13 protein-coding genes are annotated in these 17,983 nt (G+C 75.7%); 5 read left to right on the top strand and 8 right to left on the bottom strand.

The features are described from left to right. Positions 1–39 precede the first annotated feature (39 nt). From OG689_RS10010 to OG689_RS09995, 4 genes are all read left to right on the top strand, one after another. The gene (locus OG689_RS10010) at positions 40–1,443 is read left to right on the top strand and encodes a diaminobutyrate--2-oxoglutarate transaminase family protein (protein WP_266319500.1); all 1,404 of its coding nucleotides are present in this window, start codon (positions 40–42) and stop codon (positions 1,441–1,443) included. Beyond that, entirely contained in the window at positions 1,440–3,077 is a 1,638-nt protein-coding gene (locus OG689_RS10005; RefSeq protein WP_266319499.1) for a pyridoxal-dependent decarboxylase, read from the top strand. The genes OG689_RS10010 and OG689_RS10005 overlap by 4 nt, the downstream gene beginning before the upstream one ends. Before the next feature lie 689 nt (positions 3,078–3,766). Beyond that, positions 3,767–4,495: a tRNA-dependent cyclodipeptide synthase gene (locus tag OG689_RS10000; RefSeq protein ID WP_266319498.1), complete on the top strand. Its 729-nt coding sequence runs from the start codon at positions 3,767–3,769 to the stop codon at positions 4,493–4,495. 62 nt (positions 4,496–4,557) lie between these two features. Next, positions 4,558–5,760: a cytochrome P450 gene (locus tag OG689_RS09995; protein ID WP_266319496.1), complete on the top strand. Its 1,203-nt coding sequence runs from the start codon at positions 4,558–4,560 to the stop codon at positions 5,758–5,760. Positions 5,761–5,897: 137 nt separating this feature from the next. Here the strand turns inward: OG689_RS09995 and OG689_RS09990 are convergent, their stop codons facing one another. The 5 genes from OG689_RS09990 to OG689_RS09970 all read right to left on the bottom strand — a co-directional run bounded on the left by OG689_RS09990 (position 5,898) and on the right by OG689_RS09970 (position 13,009). Beyond that, positions 5,898–6,701 (bottom strand): inositol monophosphatase, encoded by an 804-nt coding sequence (locus tag OG689_RS09990; RefSeq protein WP_266326997.1) that lies wholly within the window; start codon positions 6,699–6,701, stop codon positions 5,898–5,900. A 126-nt stretch (positions 6,702–6,827) separates the two neighbouring features. Continuing rightward, positions 6,828–8,087: a type III PLP-dependent enzyme gene (locus OG689_RS09985; protein WP_266319495.1), complete on the bottom strand. Its 1,260-nt coding sequence runs from the start codon at positions 8,085–8,087 to the stop codon at positions 6,828–6,830. Then, positions 8,084–9,934, bottom strand: coding sequence for an IucA/IucC family protein (locus tag OG689_RS09980; protein WP_266319494.1), 1,851 nt, complete (start codon positions 9,932–9,934; stop codon positions 8,084–8,086). The genes OG689_RS09985 and OG689_RS09980 overlap by 4 nt, the downstream gene beginning before the upstream one ends. 145 nt (positions 9,935–10,079) lie before the next feature. Continuing rightward, entirely contained in the window at positions 10,080–11,807 is a 1,728-nt protein-coding gene (locus OG689_RS09975; RefSeq protein WP_266319493.1) for an IucA/IucC family protein, read from the bottom strand. Further along, positions 11,804–13,009, bottom strand: a complete 1,206-nt coding sequence (locus OG689_RS09970) for a siderophore biosynthesis protein (RefSeq protein ID WP_266319492.1) — start codon at positions 13,007–13,009, stop codon at positions 11,804–11,806. The genes OG689_RS09975 and OG689_RS09970 overlap by 4 nt, the downstream gene beginning before the upstream one ends. A 565-nt stretch (positions 13,010–13,574) precedes the next feature. On the opposite strand from OG689_RS09970, the gene OG689_RS09965 reads away from it, so the two are divergent. After that, a complete protein-coding gene (locus tag OG689_RS09965) occupies positions 13,575–14,420 on the top strand; it encodes a (2Fe-2S)-binding protein (protein ID WP_266319491.1) in 846 nt (281 codons plus the stop codon). Positions 14,421–14,451: 31 nt separating this feature from the next. Here the strand turns inward: OG689_RS09965 and OG689_RS09960 are convergent, their stop codons facing one another. The 3 genes from OG689_RS09960 to OG689_RS09950 all read right to left on the bottom strand — a co-directional run bounded on the left by OG689_RS09960 (position 14,452) and on the right by OG689_RS09950 (position 17,865). Further along, entirely contained in the window at positions 14,452–15,699 is a 1,248-nt protein-coding gene (locus tag OG689_RS09960; RefSeq protein WP_266319490.1) for an MFS transporter, read from the bottom strand. A gap of 274 nt (positions 15,700–15,973) precedes the next feature. After that, positions 15,974–16,951, bottom strand: coding sequence for an iron-siderophore ABC transporter substrate-binding protein (locus tag OG689_RS09955; protein WP_266319489.1), 978 nt, complete (start codon positions 16,949–16,951; stop codon positions 15,974–15,976). Between the two features lie 104 nt (positions 16,952–17,055). Then, the gene (locus OG689_RS09950) at positions 17,056–17,865 is read right to left on the bottom strand and encodes a MerR family transcriptional regulator (RefSeq protein ID WP_266319488.1); all 810 of its coding nucleotides are present in this window, start codon (positions 17,863–17,865) and stop codon (positions 17,056–17,058) included. Between the last annotated feature and the right edge of the window lie 118 nt (positions 17,866–17,983).

Genomic DNA, 17,983 nt, shown 5'->3' with positions numbered 1-17,983 from the left:
AGTAAAGTTAGGCTTACCTAACTTTATGGGAGCCTGCCTGTGACCGTCACCGTCGAGCCTGCCGAGCCCGCCGCTGCCGCGCCCGCCCCGGGGGACGCCGTGCTGCGCCGCCAGCGCATCCGCGAGTCGGCCGCCCGCACGTACGCCCGGTCCTTCCCGATCGTGCCGGTCCGCGCGAACGGGATGACCGTCGAGGGCGCCGACGGTCGCCGCTACCTCGACTGCCTCTCCGGCGCCGGCACCCTGGCACTCGGCCACAACCACCCGGTGGTGCTGGAGGCCATCCGCCGCACCCTCGACAGCGGCGCCCCGCTGCACCTGCTGGACCTCGCCGCCGCCGACAAGGACGACTTCACCGAAGCCCTCTTCGCCGGCCTCCCGCGCGGCTTCGGCGAGAGCTCCCGGGTGCACTTCTGCGGGCCGGCCGGCACCGACGCCGTCGAGGCCGCCCTCAAGCTCATGCAGACCGCCACCGGCCGGCGCGGCGCCCTCGCCTTCACCGGCGCCTACCACGGCATGACCGCCGGCGCCCTCGCGGTCACCGGCAACGTCGCCGTCAAGGCCCCACTGCCCGGCGGCGGCGAGGTCACCCGGCTGCCGTACCCGTACGACTACCGCTGCCCGTTCGGCGTCGGCGGCGCCGCCGGGGCCGAACTCTCCGCGACCTTCACCGAGCGGCTGCTGGACGACCCGGCCGGCGGGGTGGTCAAGCCCGCCGCGATGATCCTGGAGGCCGTGCAGGGCGAGGGCGGCGTGGTCCCCGCCCCCGACGGCTGGCTGCGCGAGATGCGCCGGATCACCGCCGAACGCGGCATCCCGCTGATCGTGGACGAGGTGCAGACCGGCGTCGGCCGCACCGGCGCCATGTGGGCCGTCGAGCACAGCGGGATCGAGCCGGACGCGATGGTGCTCTCCAAGGCCATCGGCGGCAGCCTGCCGCTGGCCGTGGTGGTCTACCGCGAGGAGTACGACGGTTGGCGGCCCGGCGCACACACCGGCACCTTCCGCGGCAACACCCTGGCGATGGCGGCCGGCGCCGCCACCATGCGCTTCGTCGCCCAGCAGGGGCTGGTGGAGCGGGCCGCCGTGGTCGGCGCCCGGATCACCGCCCGGCTGCGGGCGCTCGCCCAGGAGTTGCCGGTGATCGGCGACGTCCGGGGCCGGGGCCTGATGATCGGGGTCGAACTGGTCGACCCGGACGCCGAGGCGGACGCCTGCGGTTCGCGGCCGGCCGCCCCCGAGCTGGCCGTCCGGGTCCGCGAGGCCTGCTTGGCCCGCGGCCTGATCGTCGAACTCGGCGGCCGCCACGACGCCGTGCTGCGGCTGCTGCCGCCGCTGACCATCACCGACGAGCAGACCGAGGCGGTGCTCGAGCGGCTCGCCGACGCCGTCCGCGCGGCGGCCGCCGCCGGTCCCGGCGCGCTGCCCGGGGCCCGCCCGTGAGCGGCGGCGGGCCGGCCGGCGGCCCGCCCGGCCGGCGCGCGGGCCTCGAGCTCGCGGGTGTCGGCGGGGGCGGCGGTGGCGCTGCCGGGGGAGCGGCGAGTGCCGGCGCGGAGGGTGCCCGGCCCGGACCGGCCGCCCTCTCCGGCGGCGTCCACGGCCCGGAGGCGCTGCGCCCGCTGCTGGACACCGTGCTCGACGCGCTGGCGGCCGGCGCCGCCCGCCGGGACGGGCCGGTGCCCGCCGGCAGACCGGGCCCGCTCGCGGAGCAGGTGAGCGCCGAGTTCGCCCGCCCGGCGGCCGGCCCCGAAGCGCTGCGCCGGCTCACCGAACTCCTCGCGTACGGCAGTGCCGACCCCGCCGACCCGGCCTGCGCCGCCCACCTGCACTGCCCGCCGCTGGCCGTCGCCGTCGCCGCCGACCTCGCCGTCAGCGCCCTCAACCCCTCCCAGGACTCCTGGGACCAGGCCCCCGCCGCCACCGCCCTGGAAACGGCCCTGCTCGCCGAACTCGCCGCCCTGGTCGGCTTCGATCCCCGGGCGGCCACCGGGGTGCTCACCTCCGGCGGTACCGAGTCCAACCTGATGGGCCTGATGCTGGCCCGGGACCAGATCCTCGACGGCATCGTGGAGGTGGACGGGCTGCCGGCCGGCACCCGGCCGCTGATCTTCGCCTCGCGGGCCGCCCACTTCTCGGTCCAGCGTGCCGCCGCCCTGCTCGGGCTCGGCGAGCGTGCGGTGGTGGCCGTCCCGGTCGACCGCGACCTGCGGATGGACCCGGACGGGCTGGCCCGGGCGCTGGCCGAGGCCGTCTGGGAGGGCGCCACCCCGCTGGCCGTGGTCGCCACAGCGGGCACCACCGACACCGGCGCCGTCGACCCGCTGCACCGGGCCGCCGACCTCGCCGCCCGCTACGGCGCCTGGCTGCACGTGGACGCCGCGTACGGCGGCGGCGCCCTGCTCTCCGACCGGCTGGCCCCCCTGCTCGACGGGATCTCCCGGGCCGACTCGGTCTCGCTCGACTGGCACAAACTGGGCTGGCAGCCGGCGGCCGCCGGGGTCTTCCTGGCCCGGCGGTCCGAGACCTACGTGTCGCTGCTGCGCCGCGCCGTCTACCTCAACCCGGCCGACGACGAGGAGGCCGGCTACCCGAGCCTGCTCGGCCTCTCGCTGCGCACCACCCGCCGGGCCGACGCCTTCAAGCTGGCCGTCACCCTGCGCGCCCTGGGCCGGGCCGGCCTCGGCGCCCTGGTGGACGCCTGCCACGAGCTCGCCCTGGCCACCGCCGAGGCGGTCCGCGTCGAGCCCGCCCTGGAGCTGCACGGCGCGCCGATCCTCAGCACGGTGGTCTTCCGCTACCTCCCGGCCGGCCCCGGCCCGGCCGGCGGTGCCGGGGCCGGCCGGATCGACCCGGACCGGATCGGGGCCGAGGCCGACCGGGTCAACGCCGAGCTGCGCCGGCTGCTGCTGCGCGAGGGCCGGGCCGTCGTCGGCCGGACGGAACTCCCGGGCAGCGGCCCGGGGCGGGTGCGGCTCAAGCTGACCCTGCTCAACCCGCACACCACCGCGGAGCAGACGGCGGCCCTGCTGCACGAGGTGGTCCGGGCCGGCCGGGAGGTCGAGCGGGCCGGGGCGTGAGACCGAGCGGGACCTGAGCCGGCCCGTGGGCGGGTGGGTGCGCCGGCCGTCCGGACCACGGCTTCCCCCCACCGTGGGCATGGTCACGGAAATGCAGTCACCGCCCTTTCAGGGCAGTGAACTTGGAGGAATGTACACTGGTGCGCGCGATCGCCGGATGGGAATGCGCAAGCGACCCGGCCGACCTGCGGAAATGTCTCCGTAGACATACCAATACGGGGTCGTACAGGCTGATTCAGGTCACCGGCCGATCGAATTCCGCCAACCCCCGGACAGGCCTTGCGGACCGCCCGAACAACGGCGGTAACTTCTTGTAGTCGCCGCCACACCAGGAGCACACGGCTCCTCGGGACTAGCGGCACAAGGGGGATCCACCGCCCGCGCCCGCGTTCTCCCGGGCGCCGCGCACTTGCATTCGCGTGTGACCCCGCCCAGGCCGCCCCACCGGACGGTCCTCCGCTTCTCGGCCCACCCGCCTGCCCGGCGCCGCACCGCGCGCCCCGGCCGGCTTCGCGGTGCCGTCACCCGGGCCGGATCCCCTCACCCGAGCCGGTGAATTCGGATCCACCCGGGTCAACTCCGCCGAACCACGGCGGACTTCCTGCCCCCAGCCGGCGCATGGCCCCGCCATGCCCCGCACCACCTTTCAGAGCACCGTGATTCATTCCTGCGAGCGCGAAGGCCCCGGCATGAGCGAAACGCTCCTCAGCACCATCCCGACCATGTTCGAGGCACGGCCCTTCTCCCCCCGCTGCCAGGCGATCTGGCGGCGCGGCGACCATCTGCTCATCGGCGTCAGCCCGGGGAACAGCTATTTCGGACCTCAGCGGATCAGCGAACTCGTCAGCTGGTCGGCGGAGTTCTTCGCCGCCGTCGACATCGTCTACGCCGACCTGCACGTCGAGGCCCAGTACGAGGCTTTCGGCCACCCGCCCGAGCAGGCGCTGCGCCGGGCGGCCAAGGAGGTCAAGGCCACCGCCCGCCGGATCCGGCGCGGCGTCGAGGAGTCCGGCCGGCCGGACGTGGGCGTCCATCCGCTCTCCTCCTTCGCCGACGACCCGGTCTACCAGCGCCTGCACCTGTCCGTGCTGGAGGCGCTGCGCACCGACCCGGTGCTGAAGGAGGCGGCCGAGGGCATGGCCCGCACCTTCCTGACCGCCAGGCTGGGCGAGGGCCTGCCGCCGACCGAGGACCAACTGGCCGCCGGACTGCGGTACATCGCGGCCGAGCTGCCCTTCTTCCTGGACACCCCGGCGCTGCTCCGGGTGCCCACCTCGATCAGCTGCTACCACGTCCAACTCCCGCTCACCCCCGTCCTCTTCGGCCGGGACACCGGACTTCGGGCAACCGCCGGGCAGGGCTACGCGGTGGTCCGCCAGGCCGCCGTGGCGGGCGCCCTGCCGCACGCCGCCGGCTGACCCGCCGCCGGCCCGGCCGTCGACGAGTTCCACCCTCACCACACCCTCAGGAGTTCCGTTCCATGACCACGAGTGCCCAGCGCGAAGCGATCTTCCCCCTCTCCCGGCGCGGCGACGTCCTGCCCGCCGAGGCGACCCGGCTGCGTGAGGAGCAGCCGGTGGCCAAGGTCCGCACCATGACCGGGGACGAGGCCTGGCTGGTCAGCAGCTACGCCCTCGCCAAGCAGGTGCTGGAGGACGACCGCTTCAGCCTCAAGGACACCGCCAACCCCGGGGTGCCCCGGCAGTACGCGCTGACCATCCCGCCCGAGGTGGTCAACAACATGGGCAACATCAACAGCGCCGGCCTGCGCAACGCCGTGATGAAGACCCTCTCGCCGCGCGCCGACAAGGAGTTGGACGGCTGGCTGGAGGCCGAGGCGCACCGGCTGATCGACACCCTGGTCGCCCACGGCGCGCCCGGCGAACTGCGTGACGGCTTCACCGAGCCGTACTCGGCGGCCCTGCACTGCCGGCTGCTCGGCATACCCGTCGACGACTGGCGCCGGCTGATGTCCGGCATCGACCTCGCCTTCATCACCAGCCCGGTGCCCTTCGAGGGCTCCTCGCCCAACTGGTACAAGGATCTCGGCTACATGGTGGAGCGGCTCAACGCCGACCCCGGGCCGACCGAGGGCCTGCTCGGGCGGTTCGCCGCGCTGCGCCGCTCGCCCGACGTGTCGGACCAGGTCGACGACGAGCTGCTGGCCACCGTGGCGCTCTCGCTGTTCGGCGCCGGCGCCGTCTCCACCTCGGCCTTCCTGCTGCACGCGATCATCGCGCTGCTCCAGCAGCCGGAGCTGGCCGACCGGCTGCGGGCGGAGCCGGCCGTGATCGGCCGCGCGGTCGACGAGCTGCTGCGGGTCAACCTCTCGATCGGCGACGCGCTGCCCCGGCTGGCGCTGGCGGACGTCCGCCTCGGCGAGGTGCTGGTGAAGGAGGGTGAGCTGGTGCTGGTCCTGGTCGAGGGGGCCAACTTCGACCCGGAGGTGTTCCCGCACCCCGAGAAGATCGATTTCGACCGGGAGAGCAACCCGCATCTGGCCTTCGGCGCCGGCCGGCACTTCTGCCCGGCGTCCGCGCTCGGCCGTACCCACGCCGAGATCGCGCTGACGGCGCTGGTGGAGCGGCTGCCGGGGTTGCGGCCGGCCCTGCCGATCGAGCAGCTGGCCTGGCGTCCGGGCTTCATCAAGCGGCTGCCGGAGCGCCTGCCGGTGATCTGGTAGCCGCCGCGGGGCCGGGCCCGCTCCGGCCTGGGACGGGGGCCGGGCCCGGGTGCGCCGCAGGTCGGGGACCGGCCGGCCCGGTCAGGCCCTGATCGGCCCCCGGTGCGGGCGGGTGCCCGGTCGGGGGCCGCTCGGCGTCAGGCCCGTACGCCGAGCAGGATCTCGCGGGTCCGCTCCCAGGTGGCGGGGTCGGCGGCGACCAGCAGGCCGTCCTCGCCGCCCGGCGGGTCGGGCCGGTAGGTGGAGCCGTCCAGTCGGGCGGAGACGCCGCCGGCCTCGGTGACCAGCAGCGAGCCGGGCGCGTGGTCCCACGGCAGGGTCCGCCAGTAGAAGATGAACTCCTGCTCGCCGTCCGCGATCTGGGGGTACTCCACCCCGGCGGCGTGCCGGCCGGGGGTGACCTCGCCGAAGGCGGCCGCGTTGGCCTTCAGCCGCTCGCGCTCGGCGGGGTCGACGAAGCGGCTCTTCACCGAGCCGCGCCAGTCACCCGGCCGGGCCGAGGCGGGCGTACGAGTCAGCCGCTCGCCGTTGCGCCAGGCGCCGGAGCCCAGCTCGGCGGCGTACGCCGTCGCGGTCATCGGCTGCCAGATCCAGGCCGCGACGGTCTGCCCGGCGCGCACCAGCGAGGCCATCACCGCGAAGTCGGGGCGGCCGGCGATGAAGTTGGAGGTGCCGTCCACCGGGTCGACCAGCCAGACGGCGGGCTCGGAGTCCAGGGCGCGGGCCAGCTCCGGGTCGGCCGAGACGGCCTCCTCGCCCACCACGGGGACGGGCAGCAGCTCCCGCAGCCGCCGGGCGATGATCACCTCGGCCTCCCGGTCGGCGACGGTGACCACCTCGCCGGGGGCCTTCTCCATCACCTCACCGGCCGCCAGCGCCCGGAAGCGCGGCACGACCACCTCGGCGGACGCCTCGGCGAGGATCTCCGCCACCTTCTCCATCAGCACGTGCCGCTCCCTTCGCTGACACCACTCTCGCACGGCTGTGCCACGTGGACCTGCGGCAGCCCCCTCGGCACCGGGCGGCGGGCGGCGGTCCGTGACCGGCCGGTCACGGACCGGTCCCGGTCACCCGCCGGCGGGCCCGTCCCCGGCCGCAAGCGGCGCCACGGCGTCCGGCCCGGCCGCCGGACCGTCCAGGAAGTGGAACCCCGGGCGAGGGTGCATCAGGAACTCGTGGTGCGAGATGTTCCAGGCGTACGCGCCGGCCATCGCGAACAGCACCCGGTCCCCGCTGCGCAGCCCGTCCACCGGGGCCCGGTGTGCGAGGACGTCCTTCGGGGTGCAGAGCTGGCCGGCCAGGGTGGCCCGCCCGGTGGTGGCGGCCGGCCGCGGCCAGGGGTGGTCCCAGCCGGCCACCGGCAGCACGTCGAAGGGCTGGTCGTGGCCCCGGGTGGCCGGGGTGCGCAGGTGATGGGTGCCGCCGCGGACGACGGCGAAGTCCTCGCCGTGGCTCTGCTTCACGTCCAGCACCTCGGTGGCGTACCACCCGCAGTACGCGGTCAGGGCCCGGCCGGGTTCGATCCGAAGGGTCAGGCCCGGGTGACGGTCGAGCAGCTTCTCCAGGCCGGTCCCGAAGGCCGTCCAGTCGAAGCGGGCGGCCGGATCGGCGTAGTCCACCGCCATGCCGCCGCCGACGTTGACCTCCGCCAGCGGGAACCGGTGCCGCCGGGCGAACCGCACCGACCAGTCCACCACCTGCTCGGCCAGCTGCAGCTGGGCCGGCGCCCGCAGGCCGCTCGCCAGGTGGGCGTGCACGCCGTGCAGCCGCAGCTGCCGCCCGAGCGGTCCGGCGAGCAGGGCCGCGCACGCGTCGGCGCGCTCCGGGTCCAGCCCGAACGGGGTCGGCCGGCCGCCCATCGCCAGCGCGACCGAGTCCAGCGGGCCGGCGCCCACCGGCAGGTTCACCCGCAGCAGCACGTCGACCACCGCGCCGGGCGTGTCCGCCAGGGCGCCGGCGAGCCGGTGCAGCTCCTGCTCGCTCTCGACGTGCCAGCGGTGCACCCCCAGGCCCACGGCGTCGGCGATCTCGGCCGGCGTCTTGCCCGGCCCGCCGAAGGCCAGCGCCGCGCCGGGCACGGCCGCCCGGACGTGCGCCGACTCGCCGCCGCTGGAGACCTCGTAGCCGTCCACCGCGCCGCGCAGCGCGGCCAGGACGGCGGGCTCGGGATTGGCCTTCGCCGCGTAGTACAGCTCCACCGGGTGGGGCAGGGCGGCCCGGACCGTCGCCGCATGCTCCCGCAGCAGGGGCAGGTCGTAGACGTAGGCCGGCAGTTCGTCGGCGGTCAGGGCGGCGACGTGCTGGCGAACCAGGGGGGTGACGGTCATCGGGGCCTCCGGGGGCGGGAGAGGGCGGGGGCGTGCGCGGGCAGGCGGACGGCCGCCGCCGGTGCGGCCCGGAGGAGGTCGGCGCGGCGGGTCGCGGGCGGGCGGCCCTCGGCCCAGGGCCGGGCCGGCGCGCCGGGCCCGGATCCGCGCCCGGTGGCCGGGGCGGGCGCCGACCCGCCGAGCGGGGACGGCAGCCGGACGTAGCCCGCCTCGCGGTCCGCCTTGCGCTCCCAGCGGGTCAGCAGATTCGCCTTGGCGGGCAGCGGCACCCCCGCCAGCAGGGCGCTCAGCCGGGGCGGGCAGCCGTTCGCGTCGGCATGGGCCCGCAGGGCGGCGCGGACGCTCCCCCAGAGCGCGCCCTCCAGCTCCGGGTGCAGGTCGGCGATCGCGGCCAGCAGCTCGGCGACGTGGTTGACCAGCAGGCAGTACACCACCCGGTCCCAGCCGCGCTGCGGGTCGTAGGCCATCGGCCCGGCCACCTCCGGCGGCAACCGGGCGAGCAGCGCCGCGTTCTGCCCGGGGAGGAGCTTGGTGCCCTCCAGATCGCGGAAGAGCACCTGCACCGGGCGGCCGTCGCCGTCCACACCGATCAGCACGTTCTGCAGGTGCGGCTCCAGCACCACCCCGTGGTCGAAGTAGGCGGCCAGCACCGGCGGCAGCAGCAGCCGCAGGTACGTCCGCCACCAGTCCAGCGCGGCCGCCGGGCCGGCGCCGGCGAGCAGCCGGGCGATGTGCGCGGAGCTGGTCGGGTACTCGTCGGCCACGGCGGCCGCCAGCAGCGGGGTGACGCCGGGGCGCAGCACCCCCGCCAGGCCCTCCCGGACGATCAGCCCGAAGCCCTCGAACAGGGTGACGTCCGGCGTCCCGTCCGGCCCGGGCAGGGCCAGCGTGCGGAAGGCCGGCTCGCGGAGCACGGCCGCGTCCGGGAACCGCCCGGCCAGCTCGTCGAGCGCCGGGGCCAGCAGCCTGGTCAGCGCGACCGCGCCGGTCAGCTCGTACGCGGCGTTCTTGCGCAGGCAGTTGGTGATCCGGATGTTCAGGCTGAACTTGAGGAAGGCGCCCTCGCCGTACAGGGTGCGCACCGAGGCCGTCGGGGTGAACGGCGCGCCGCCGGTGCCGAGGTCCAGCACCTTGCCGCGCGCGAGGGCGGCCCGCAGTGCGGGGGCGCCGCGCAGCAGCTCGTACTGCCAGGGGTGTGCGGGCAGCAGCCGGTACCCGGCGGGGACTTCGCGCAGTCCGTCGAGCAGGTCGGTGACCGCCGGGTCCAGGCTCTCCTCGGCGAGCAGGTCGGCCCGCACCGCGAGGTGGCGCAGCGGGAAGGCGGCCCGGGCCTCCGGCGCGTACGCGGCCCAGGCGGCCCGGCCCTCCGAGCGCGACTTGGGCGCCGGGTGGAACCGGTGGCCGAACAGCAGGGCCTGCTCGGACTCCAGGTACCGGTCCCCGCCCGGTTCACCCCGCCCGGACAGCGCGTTGCTGACCCCCTCGTGGCTGGAGGCCAGCTGCTCGGCGAACTCCTCGTTGTCGACCCCGCTGCGCAGCGTCAGTTCCTGCCCGATGTGGCCGGCCAGCTCGCGCCAGTCCAACTCGGCCCAGCCGTCCCCCCGTTCCTCGCTGACCGGGCCGGTGAAGCGGTGGGCGCCGATCAGCGAGGTGCGTCGCAGGGCGACCCGCAGCAGCGTTCCCCGCCGGGGGAGCCGGATCAGCAGCCGGCCGTCGGCGACGGCGCTCTGCTGTTCGGGCCCGGAGACCTCGCGCAGCAGGCAGTTGAGCAGGGTGTGCGCCACCGCCTGATCGGCGGAGGGGAGTTCAGGGGTGTCGGGGGTGGGCGGCGGTACGGGCAACGGCATCAACGACTCCAGCGGGTGCGGGGGAGGAGGGTGGGCGCGGCCGCACCGGCGGCCACCACGGCGTCCCCGGAGGCCGGGGCGGGACCCGGCCGGGCAGTGCCGGGGAGCGGGGCAGGCGGGCGGCCACGGCCGGCCTCCGCGGTCGTCATCGTGGAGTCCCTTGCCGGCGCAGGTAGTTGGGGCCGCTGGTGTAGTGCTTGTTGATGTCGGCGGCGCCGGAGCGCTCCTTGCTGAGCAGCGTCCCCGCGGTGACCATGGCCTTGACCGGGAGCCGGTCGGCCTCCAGCACGGCGGCGCGGAGCGCGGCGCCGTCCGCGCCGAGCCGGTCGAGGGCCTCGGTGAGGCGCCTGCGCAGCAGGCCCAGCGAGGTCTCCAGCGGGGCCCGGCCGTGTGCGGCCAGGGCGAAGGCGAGGGAGGCCGCGCAGAGGTGGACGGTGATGGTGGTGAAGAGGTCGGTGAGCGGCCGGTCGCTGCTCCCGGTCATCCGGGGGTCGGCGAACTCGCCCGGCGGGGGGCCCAGTTCGCCGAGGGCGGCGGCGAGGCGGGGGCCGTTGACCCGCAGTCCGTCGTTGTCCTTGCAGAGCAGCCGCAGCCGGGTGGCGCCGCCGGCCCGGTCGAGGACCAGCGAGGTGTTCTGCTGGTGCGACTCCAGCGCCACGCCGTAGCGGAAGAGGGTGGTCTGCCAGTCCAGCAGCAGGGTGAGCAGGGCGTCGTAGAGCGCGAGCGGGTCGCCGTCGTAGAACCGGTCGGCGAGGTGGTCGAGGACGAGCCGGCCGCCCGGAGCGGTGGCCGCCAGCGCGGCCAGCGGGACGTTGACGGCCTCGTCCAGGCCGGCCGGCTGGCGGCGCAGCAGGACGGCCAGCAGCTCGTGGCCGCCCTCGGTCCAGGACTGTTCGTCGGCGTGCAGGACGGTGCCGGCGAACCGCGGCTCCCGGCCGATCACGGTCTCCAGCAGCCGCTGCCCGGCGGCTCCGTCGGGCAGCACGCCGGCCTTGATGGTGCGCCGGTTGCGCCGGCCGAGGGTGGCGGTGGCCAGCGGCAGCTTGAGGTGGCAGCGCGGGTCCCGGGCCACGGCGACGGTCCGCATCGACAGGGTGGGGACCACCTCCAGGTACGCCTTGCGGCCCGGTACGGCGAGGCCCGCCAGGCCGGCGGCGCGCAGGGCCTCGGCCAGCGGCGGGCCGGCGGTCAGCGGATGGACGGGCAGGGTGAGGTGGTCGCGGGGCAGTTCGGGCAGGCCGATGTCGGCGGGGGTGGGCCACCAGTCGGGCAGCGGCCGCGGGCCGGGGGGCTCGACCGTGCCGGGCGGCAGCGCGATCCAGTGCAGTTCGAAGGTGGGGTGGAACTCGGGTGCGTGGCCGACGAGTTCGTCCTCGGTCAGACCGGAGCGGCCACGGGCGGTGGGGTACACCGGGTGGTCCAGGTAGGCCGCCAGGGTGTCCTGGGCGAGGGCGGCGGCCGGACCCGTCCAGTCGGCCGGGTCGGCGCCGTACCGGGCGGCGAGGGCGGCCAGCACCCCGGGCCGGGCCCGGTCGTGCAGCTCCATGGTGGCCAGCGTCTGCCGGCACTCCTCGGCGAAGTCCTCGTGGCCGCCGCGGTCCTCGGGGTCGGCGAAGTCCCGCACCCGGGCCAGGACGGCCGCCAGTGAGGTGAGGCGGACGCCGTCGGCCTCCAGCAGCGGCAGCCGGGCGGCGTACTCGCACTGGAACCCGTCCTCGGCCACCGGCAGCAGCAGGGTGCCGGCGTCGAGGTCGAGGCGCAGCCAGCGGCCGTCGGCCCGGTCGGTCGGCACGCCGCGGGTCCGCAGCCCCAGCACGTCCTCGCGCAGCAGAGCCGAGAGCACCCGGAGGGTCAACTGCTGTTCGGTGTTCACGGTGTGATCTCCCACCGCTGGGCGGCGGCGAACCCGGCGGCGGCCTCGCGGAGCGCGGCGAGGTCCGGGCCGAGGGCCCAGATCAGGCCGAGGTAGTCGCGATTTGTGCGGTAGTGGGGGTGCCGCTCGCCGAGGGCCCGCAGCGGGCGGTAGGAGAGCTGGACGCCGCCGTCGACCAGCTCGGTCGGCCCGGGGGCGGCGGTGAGGGTGCCGGCCCGGTCGGCGCAGACGGCCAGGTTGTGGGCGTGCAGGTCGCCGCGGGCGCCGAGGTCGGCGGGCAGCCGCTCGCCGAGGTGGGTGCGCAGGACGAGTTCGAAGTAGGGGATGCCGAGCACCCGGGCCATCGCCAGGTCGGCCCGGTCGCCGATGGCCCGGTAGTTGACCTCGACGATCCTGGCCCGGCCGTCGGCCTGGACGATGAACTCGGTGTGGCAGGCGCCGAGTCCCACGCCGAGTTCGTCCAGCTGGACGAGCACCTGGTCGACCACGGCCTTCGGGTGGGCGTGGACGAACTCCAGCGCCTCCTCGATGAAGCCGGGCGGCTGGGAGACCCGGGTGCGGAACCCGCCGAGCACGTGCCTGGTCCGCCCGTCGCCGAGCGTCTCCAGCGTGTGCAGGTCGCCGACCAGGAACTCCTCGACCACCAGGGCTGCGCCGCTGCGCCGCTGCTGGATCTCGGTGCCGAGCCTGATCAGCGCGTCGAGGTCCTCGGCCAGCACGACGTCCTCGCTGGCCACGCCCTCCCGGGGCTTGACGATGCAGGGGAACGGGACGTCCAGGGCGGCGAGTTCGGCGATGTCCTGCCCCGGGGCCAGTTCGGCCGACCGGACCGCGTCCAGGCCGGAGGCGGTGAGGTGGCGGCGCAGCTCGGCCTTGTTCTTGGCCCGCAGGGTGGCCTTCCAGTCCTTGGCCGGGAGGCCGAAGTACCCGGCCGCCAGGGCGGCCTGGGTCTGCAGGTGGTCGCTGTTGGTGAAGACCGCGTCCGGTGCGTGGTGGCGGGAGATCCGGCTGACGACCTCGCGGAAGTCCTGGACCTGGCACTCCAGCACCTCGACCGGATGGGGGAGCGCCGTGCAGGCGGCGCGGTGGGCCTCGGCCGAGTCGGTGAGGACGGTGACGTCGAGCCCCAGTGCCGCGGCGGCCGGCAGGAAGCCCTCGGTGACCGAGTCGGTGGGGTTGAGGGCGAGCAGGTACAGCCGCATGAGGGGCGGTCCTCTCCGGTGACGGTGACGGTGACGGGGGCAGGGACGGTGGCAGGGGCAGGGGCAGGGACGGTGACAGGGGCAGGGGCGGCGGCAGGGGCAGGGGCAGGGACGGTGACAGGGGCAGGGGCGGCGGCGTACCGGGGTGTCCGGTCGGTCGGCGGGCACCGGTGCCGGTCCTCCACGGCCTGCCCGGACGGGGGAGGACCATGCCGCGTGCGGCCGGGCTCGTTCCCCGCCGGTCGGTGCCGCTCCGGTGCCGGTCCGCCGGGTCGGTCGGGTCGTGGGGGAGGTCACCGGGGCGGGGTCGCTGCCGCCGTTCCGCCCTCCGGCCGACCTGCCGGGACCGGGGGCGTGGGCCGGGCGGCTCTTCGGCACTCCGCGAGTCCCGGCCCCGGCTGATCATCTTTCAGCACGGGACGGAATCCTAGGTTAGGTGTGCCTAAGTGCGTCAAATCCGAGCCGCGCCGCCGGCCCGCCGGGGTGGTGGGTGATGCGCAGTCACTTTCTAGCTATAAGGTGAGCCTCACCTTAGTAGACTGTGCTCGATGCTTCTGGAGCCCCCATGCCCGACATGCGGTCGATCCGGCCCGGTGCCGTCGATCTGCCGGGCGGGACGTACCACCGTCTCGCCGCCCGGTGCCCCGCCCTGCGGGTCGAACTGACGACGGCTCAGGGCCCGGCCGCGACCCCCGGGCAGGACTGGGCCGGCATGGCCGACGTCGAGCTGCACCTCGATCGGCTGATCGCCGGCGAGGCCACCCGCATCCTGGCGGGCCACGACTGCACCCCGCGCGACCACGTCGCCGCCTCCCGGCTGCTGCACCACTACCTGTGGACCGTCTGCCTGCTCGTCAGCGGCCCCTGGTACCTGGAGCGCCGGGTGCCCCGGATCCGCCCGGAGGACGTCTGGATCGACCCCGTCGGCGGCGGCCTGGCGCTGCGCCCCGGCGACTTCGCCTGCCTGCCGGACGACCCCGCGGCCGGCCTGCCGGGAGCGCGGGTGCTGGCCGGCGAGGCCGAGCTGCGGGCCGAGCTGCGGGCGGTCGTCGCCGGCCACGTCACCCCGGTGCTCGCCGCCTTCCAGGCCCCCCTGAAGCGCGGCCCGCGCGCGCTGTGGGGCATGGTCACCGACGACCTGGTCTCCGGCGTCTGGTACCTGGGCCGGATGCTCGGCGAGGAGGGGGCCGCCGTCGCGGCCGCCACCGCGCTGCTCCCCGGTGACACCCCGCCCTTCCCCGGCGCCGCCGCGTTCCGCACCCTGCCGGGCACCGAGGGGCGGCTGCACCGGACCCGCACCCGGCTCGGCTGCTGCCTCTACTACACCGTCCGGCCCGCCGAGACCTGCCTCACCTGCCCGCGCACCGGCGACGCCGAACGGGTGCGGCGGCTGGAACTGCCCGTCCCCTGAGGCGCCGCCGGCCCGGCGGGCGCCCCACCGCTCAGGCGGTGGCCGGCTCCCGCTCGACGGCGGGCCCGGCCGGCGCGGCCGGTTCGGGGCGGCGTCGGTAGCGGCCCTCGGTGGCGGTCAGTCCGGCCAGCAGCAGGGCCGCCCCGGCGGCCAGCACGGTGACCCGGAACGGGGCGCCCGGCCCCCATCGCTCGGCGGCCCAGCCGCCGGCCAGTGTCCCCGCGGACTGCGCCAGGGTGATGCTGCTGACCAGCGCGGCCATCGCCTCGCCCAGCCGGCCGGCCGGGACGGTCCGCTCGACCAGCCCGAACATCGTGATCATCTGCGGTGCGACGGCCACCCCGACGCACCCGATGGCCGCTGTCAGCGCTGCCGTGGTGTGCCCCGCGACCAGCAGCAGCAGCGAGCCGGCGAACAGCAGCGCGGTGCCCGTCCGCAGCCGCAGCGGCAGGCCCAGTCGGGTCGGCAGGGCTGCGGTGGCCACCCCGGAGAAGGCGCTGGTGAATCCGAGGAACGCGTACAGCAGCCCGGCGGCCCCCGGCTGCCCGAGGGCTTCGGTGCTCGCCGTGACGCCGACCTGCAGCGAGCCGAAGCAGGCCCCGAGCAGGGCCATGCCGGCCAGCAGCAGGACGTAGGGGGTGGTCAGCAGCGGCTCCGCCGACCGGACCCGGCGGGTGTCCTCGCCGGGGGAGGCGCTCGGGTGCAGGGCGAACAGGGTGGCGCAGACGCCGACCAGCGCGGCGCCGAGCAGCAGGCCGGCCGCCGGGTCGGCGAAGGTGGCCAGCAGGCCGACCAGGGCCGGTCCTGTGGTGAAGCTGATCTCGTCGACGATCCCGTCCAGCGACATCATCGAGGAGGTCAACTCACGCTTCCCGCCGGCGAGTCGTACCCATCGGCTGCGCGAGAGCGGCCCCACCAGCGGCATCGACAGGCCGACCAGTGCGGCCGGTGCGATCTGCCAGCCGAGCGGCGCGTCCCGCTCGGACGCCAGCACCAGGGCCAGGATCGCCGCGGTGTTCAGCACGGCCGCGGCCAGCCCCACCGGCCGCTGGCCGCGGCGGTCCGCGAGCCGGCCGACCAGCGGGCCGCCGATGCCCTGGCCGATCGCCAGTGCCCCGGTCGCCGCCGAGCCGCGCCAGACGCTGCCGGTGTTGCCGGTCACCAGCAGCAGCGTCCCGATCGGGCACATCGCGTTCGGCAGTCGTCCGAGCAGCGACCAGAGCAGGACCCGCCGCCCGGTCAGCCCCACGGCCGACCTGAACTTCTCCACCACGGCCATCGATCACCCTCACCCGGGCCGGTCCGGGGCGCCCGCCTCCCCGTTCGCCGGCCCTACCAGGAACGGACCTGCGGGTGAGCCTCGACCGTACGGGCCGGTGGAACGGCACGGTAACCGTGTGATCACCCAGCGCGCTCGGCGGCGTACGGACGGTGCGGTTGGAGGACCGGCCAAGCGGGTGGTGCGTGCGGGCACCGAGCGGTCCGGCCGGGCAATCCGCGGACGATCCGGGGTGAACGTCGGGGGCCCGGCACCGTGCGCGCAGGGGGCGGGATCAGGGCGCGGGCGTTCCGGTCAGGTCCCGCCGGATCTGGTCGAGGATCAGGCCGGCGCCGGTGTAGCCGATGCCGAGCATCCAGAGGTTGTCGTCGACCTGGAAGGTCCGGTTGTTCCGAACCGCGTCGAGGTTCTTCCAGAGCGTCCCGCCGGTGATCTTCGCCTGGTCGGACTTGGCTGCGTCGCCGTACGTCGACCAGAAGATCACGTCGGCGGCGGCCCGGTCGACCTGCTCCGGGCTGATCTCCAGCGAGAAGCCGGTCCGGTCCTGGTCGGCGGGCCGGCCGAGGCCGAGGTCGTGCAGGATCGAGCCGACGAAGGTGTCGTTGAGGTACAGGCGGGTGGGGGAGCCGGCCAGGAAGCGCGCCACCTCGACCTTGACGCCCTTGGCCTTCTCCGGGCCGCCCAGGGCGGCGACCAGCGCCTGGGCCTTCGCCCGGTACCCGGCCTCGGTGGCCGTCGCCTCGTGTCGCCGCCCGAGGGCCTCGGCGTGCAGCCGGAAGTTCTCCTGCCAGGCCGGGCCGGTGGTCTTCGTCAGGACGGTCGGAGCGATCTTCGCCAGGTCCTCGTAGTGCTTGTCGTCCCGGGCCTGGCTGCTGAGGATCAGATCCGGCCGCAGGGCCGCGATCGCCTCCAGGTTCGGCGATCCGATGGTGCCGACCGGCTTGACGTCCTTGAGCCGCTCCGCCGGCAGGTAGCCGGGGAAGGGCGCGCCGGCCGCCGTCGTGGTGGCGCCCACGGGGGTGATGCCGAGGGTGATCGCGGAGTCCAGCGAGTCGGTGTCGAGGACGACCACCCGCGCCGGCCGGGCCGGGACGGTGCTCTCGCCGCGGGCGTGCCGGACGACGTGGGAGCCCCCGGTCGTGGCCGCCTCCCCGCCGGGGGCGGCCGGCGTGCCGGACCCGCAGCCGGCGAGGAGGAGGCCGCCCGCCAGCGCGACGGCGACGGCGGCGGAACGGTGGGGCGTACGGGACATCGCGCGGCTCCAGGGCTCGGGGGCGCTCGGCGGCGGGGGATGCCTGCCCACCCGTGCCGATCGCTACGCGCGGGTGGTGCCCCCGGCCCGGCCGTTCGTCCCCGTCAGGTGCCGGCCGCGCCGCCCGCCGGGGCGGCTCCCTCGCCGCCGTCCTGCCGTCGCCGGCGCAGCACCTCGTCGTACTCCGCATGCACCCGGTGGTCCAGCGCCAGCGCGAACTGGGCGTCCGCGACCGTCCGGGCCAGCGGGCGGATCCGCAGGATCTGCTCGGTCAGGTGGGCGGCCTCGCCCGGGGGCAGCGGCCGGTCGTCGGCGAGGGCGCCGAGCAGGTGCTCCCGGACCAGGCCGACGAACAGTTCGGCGATCGCGTCCACGTGTTCCTGGGTGCGGCGGCTGGCCTCCAGGACGACGGCGAGCGGGACGCCCTCGGCCACCAGGGCGGTGGTGGCGTCCATCAGCCGGCGGCTGATGTGGGTGATGCCGTCCGCCCGCACGGTGATGAAGCCCTGGGCGACCGACTCGGCGGTGTTGGCCTCGGTCAGCTGGTCGCCGAAGGCCGCGTCGAGTTCGTCCCAGTCCAGGTCGACCGGGGTCTCGTCGGACCATGGGGCGATGATCGCGGCCTCCAGGCCGATCAGTTCGGCGACGTCGCGCCCGCTCTCGCCGGCGCCGATCAGTTCGGCGATGCCGCCGAGGGTGTGGCCGCGCTCCAGCAGTTCGGCGATCACCCGCAGCCGGGCCAGGTGGGCCTCGCCGTACCAGGCGATCCGGCCCTCCTTGCGGGGCGGCTGGAGCAGCTTGCGCTCGCGGTAGAAGCGCAGGGTACGGGTGGTGATGCCGGCGGCCTCGGCCAGCTCCTCCACCCGGTACTCGCGCCGCGCTGTCGCCGCTGCTGCTGATCGGAGCTTCTCCACGGCGCTCAGCATAGGCGTGGAGGGGGTGGAACCGGCGCTGCCGGGCTTCTTCCATGAACTGTCAACAAGAGCTACCCTGCCAATCGTGCCAGTGATTACTGGCGCGGATTTAATGGAC

The sequence above is a fragment of the Kitasatospora sp. NBC_00240 genome (assembly GCF_026342405.1).
Classification (GTDB): Bacteria; Actinomycetota; Actinomycetes; order Streptomycetales; family Streptomycetaceae; genus Kitasatospora.
Note: the sequence above shows the minus strand (reverse complement) of the source record. Positions and strands in the feature narration are given on the sequence as shown.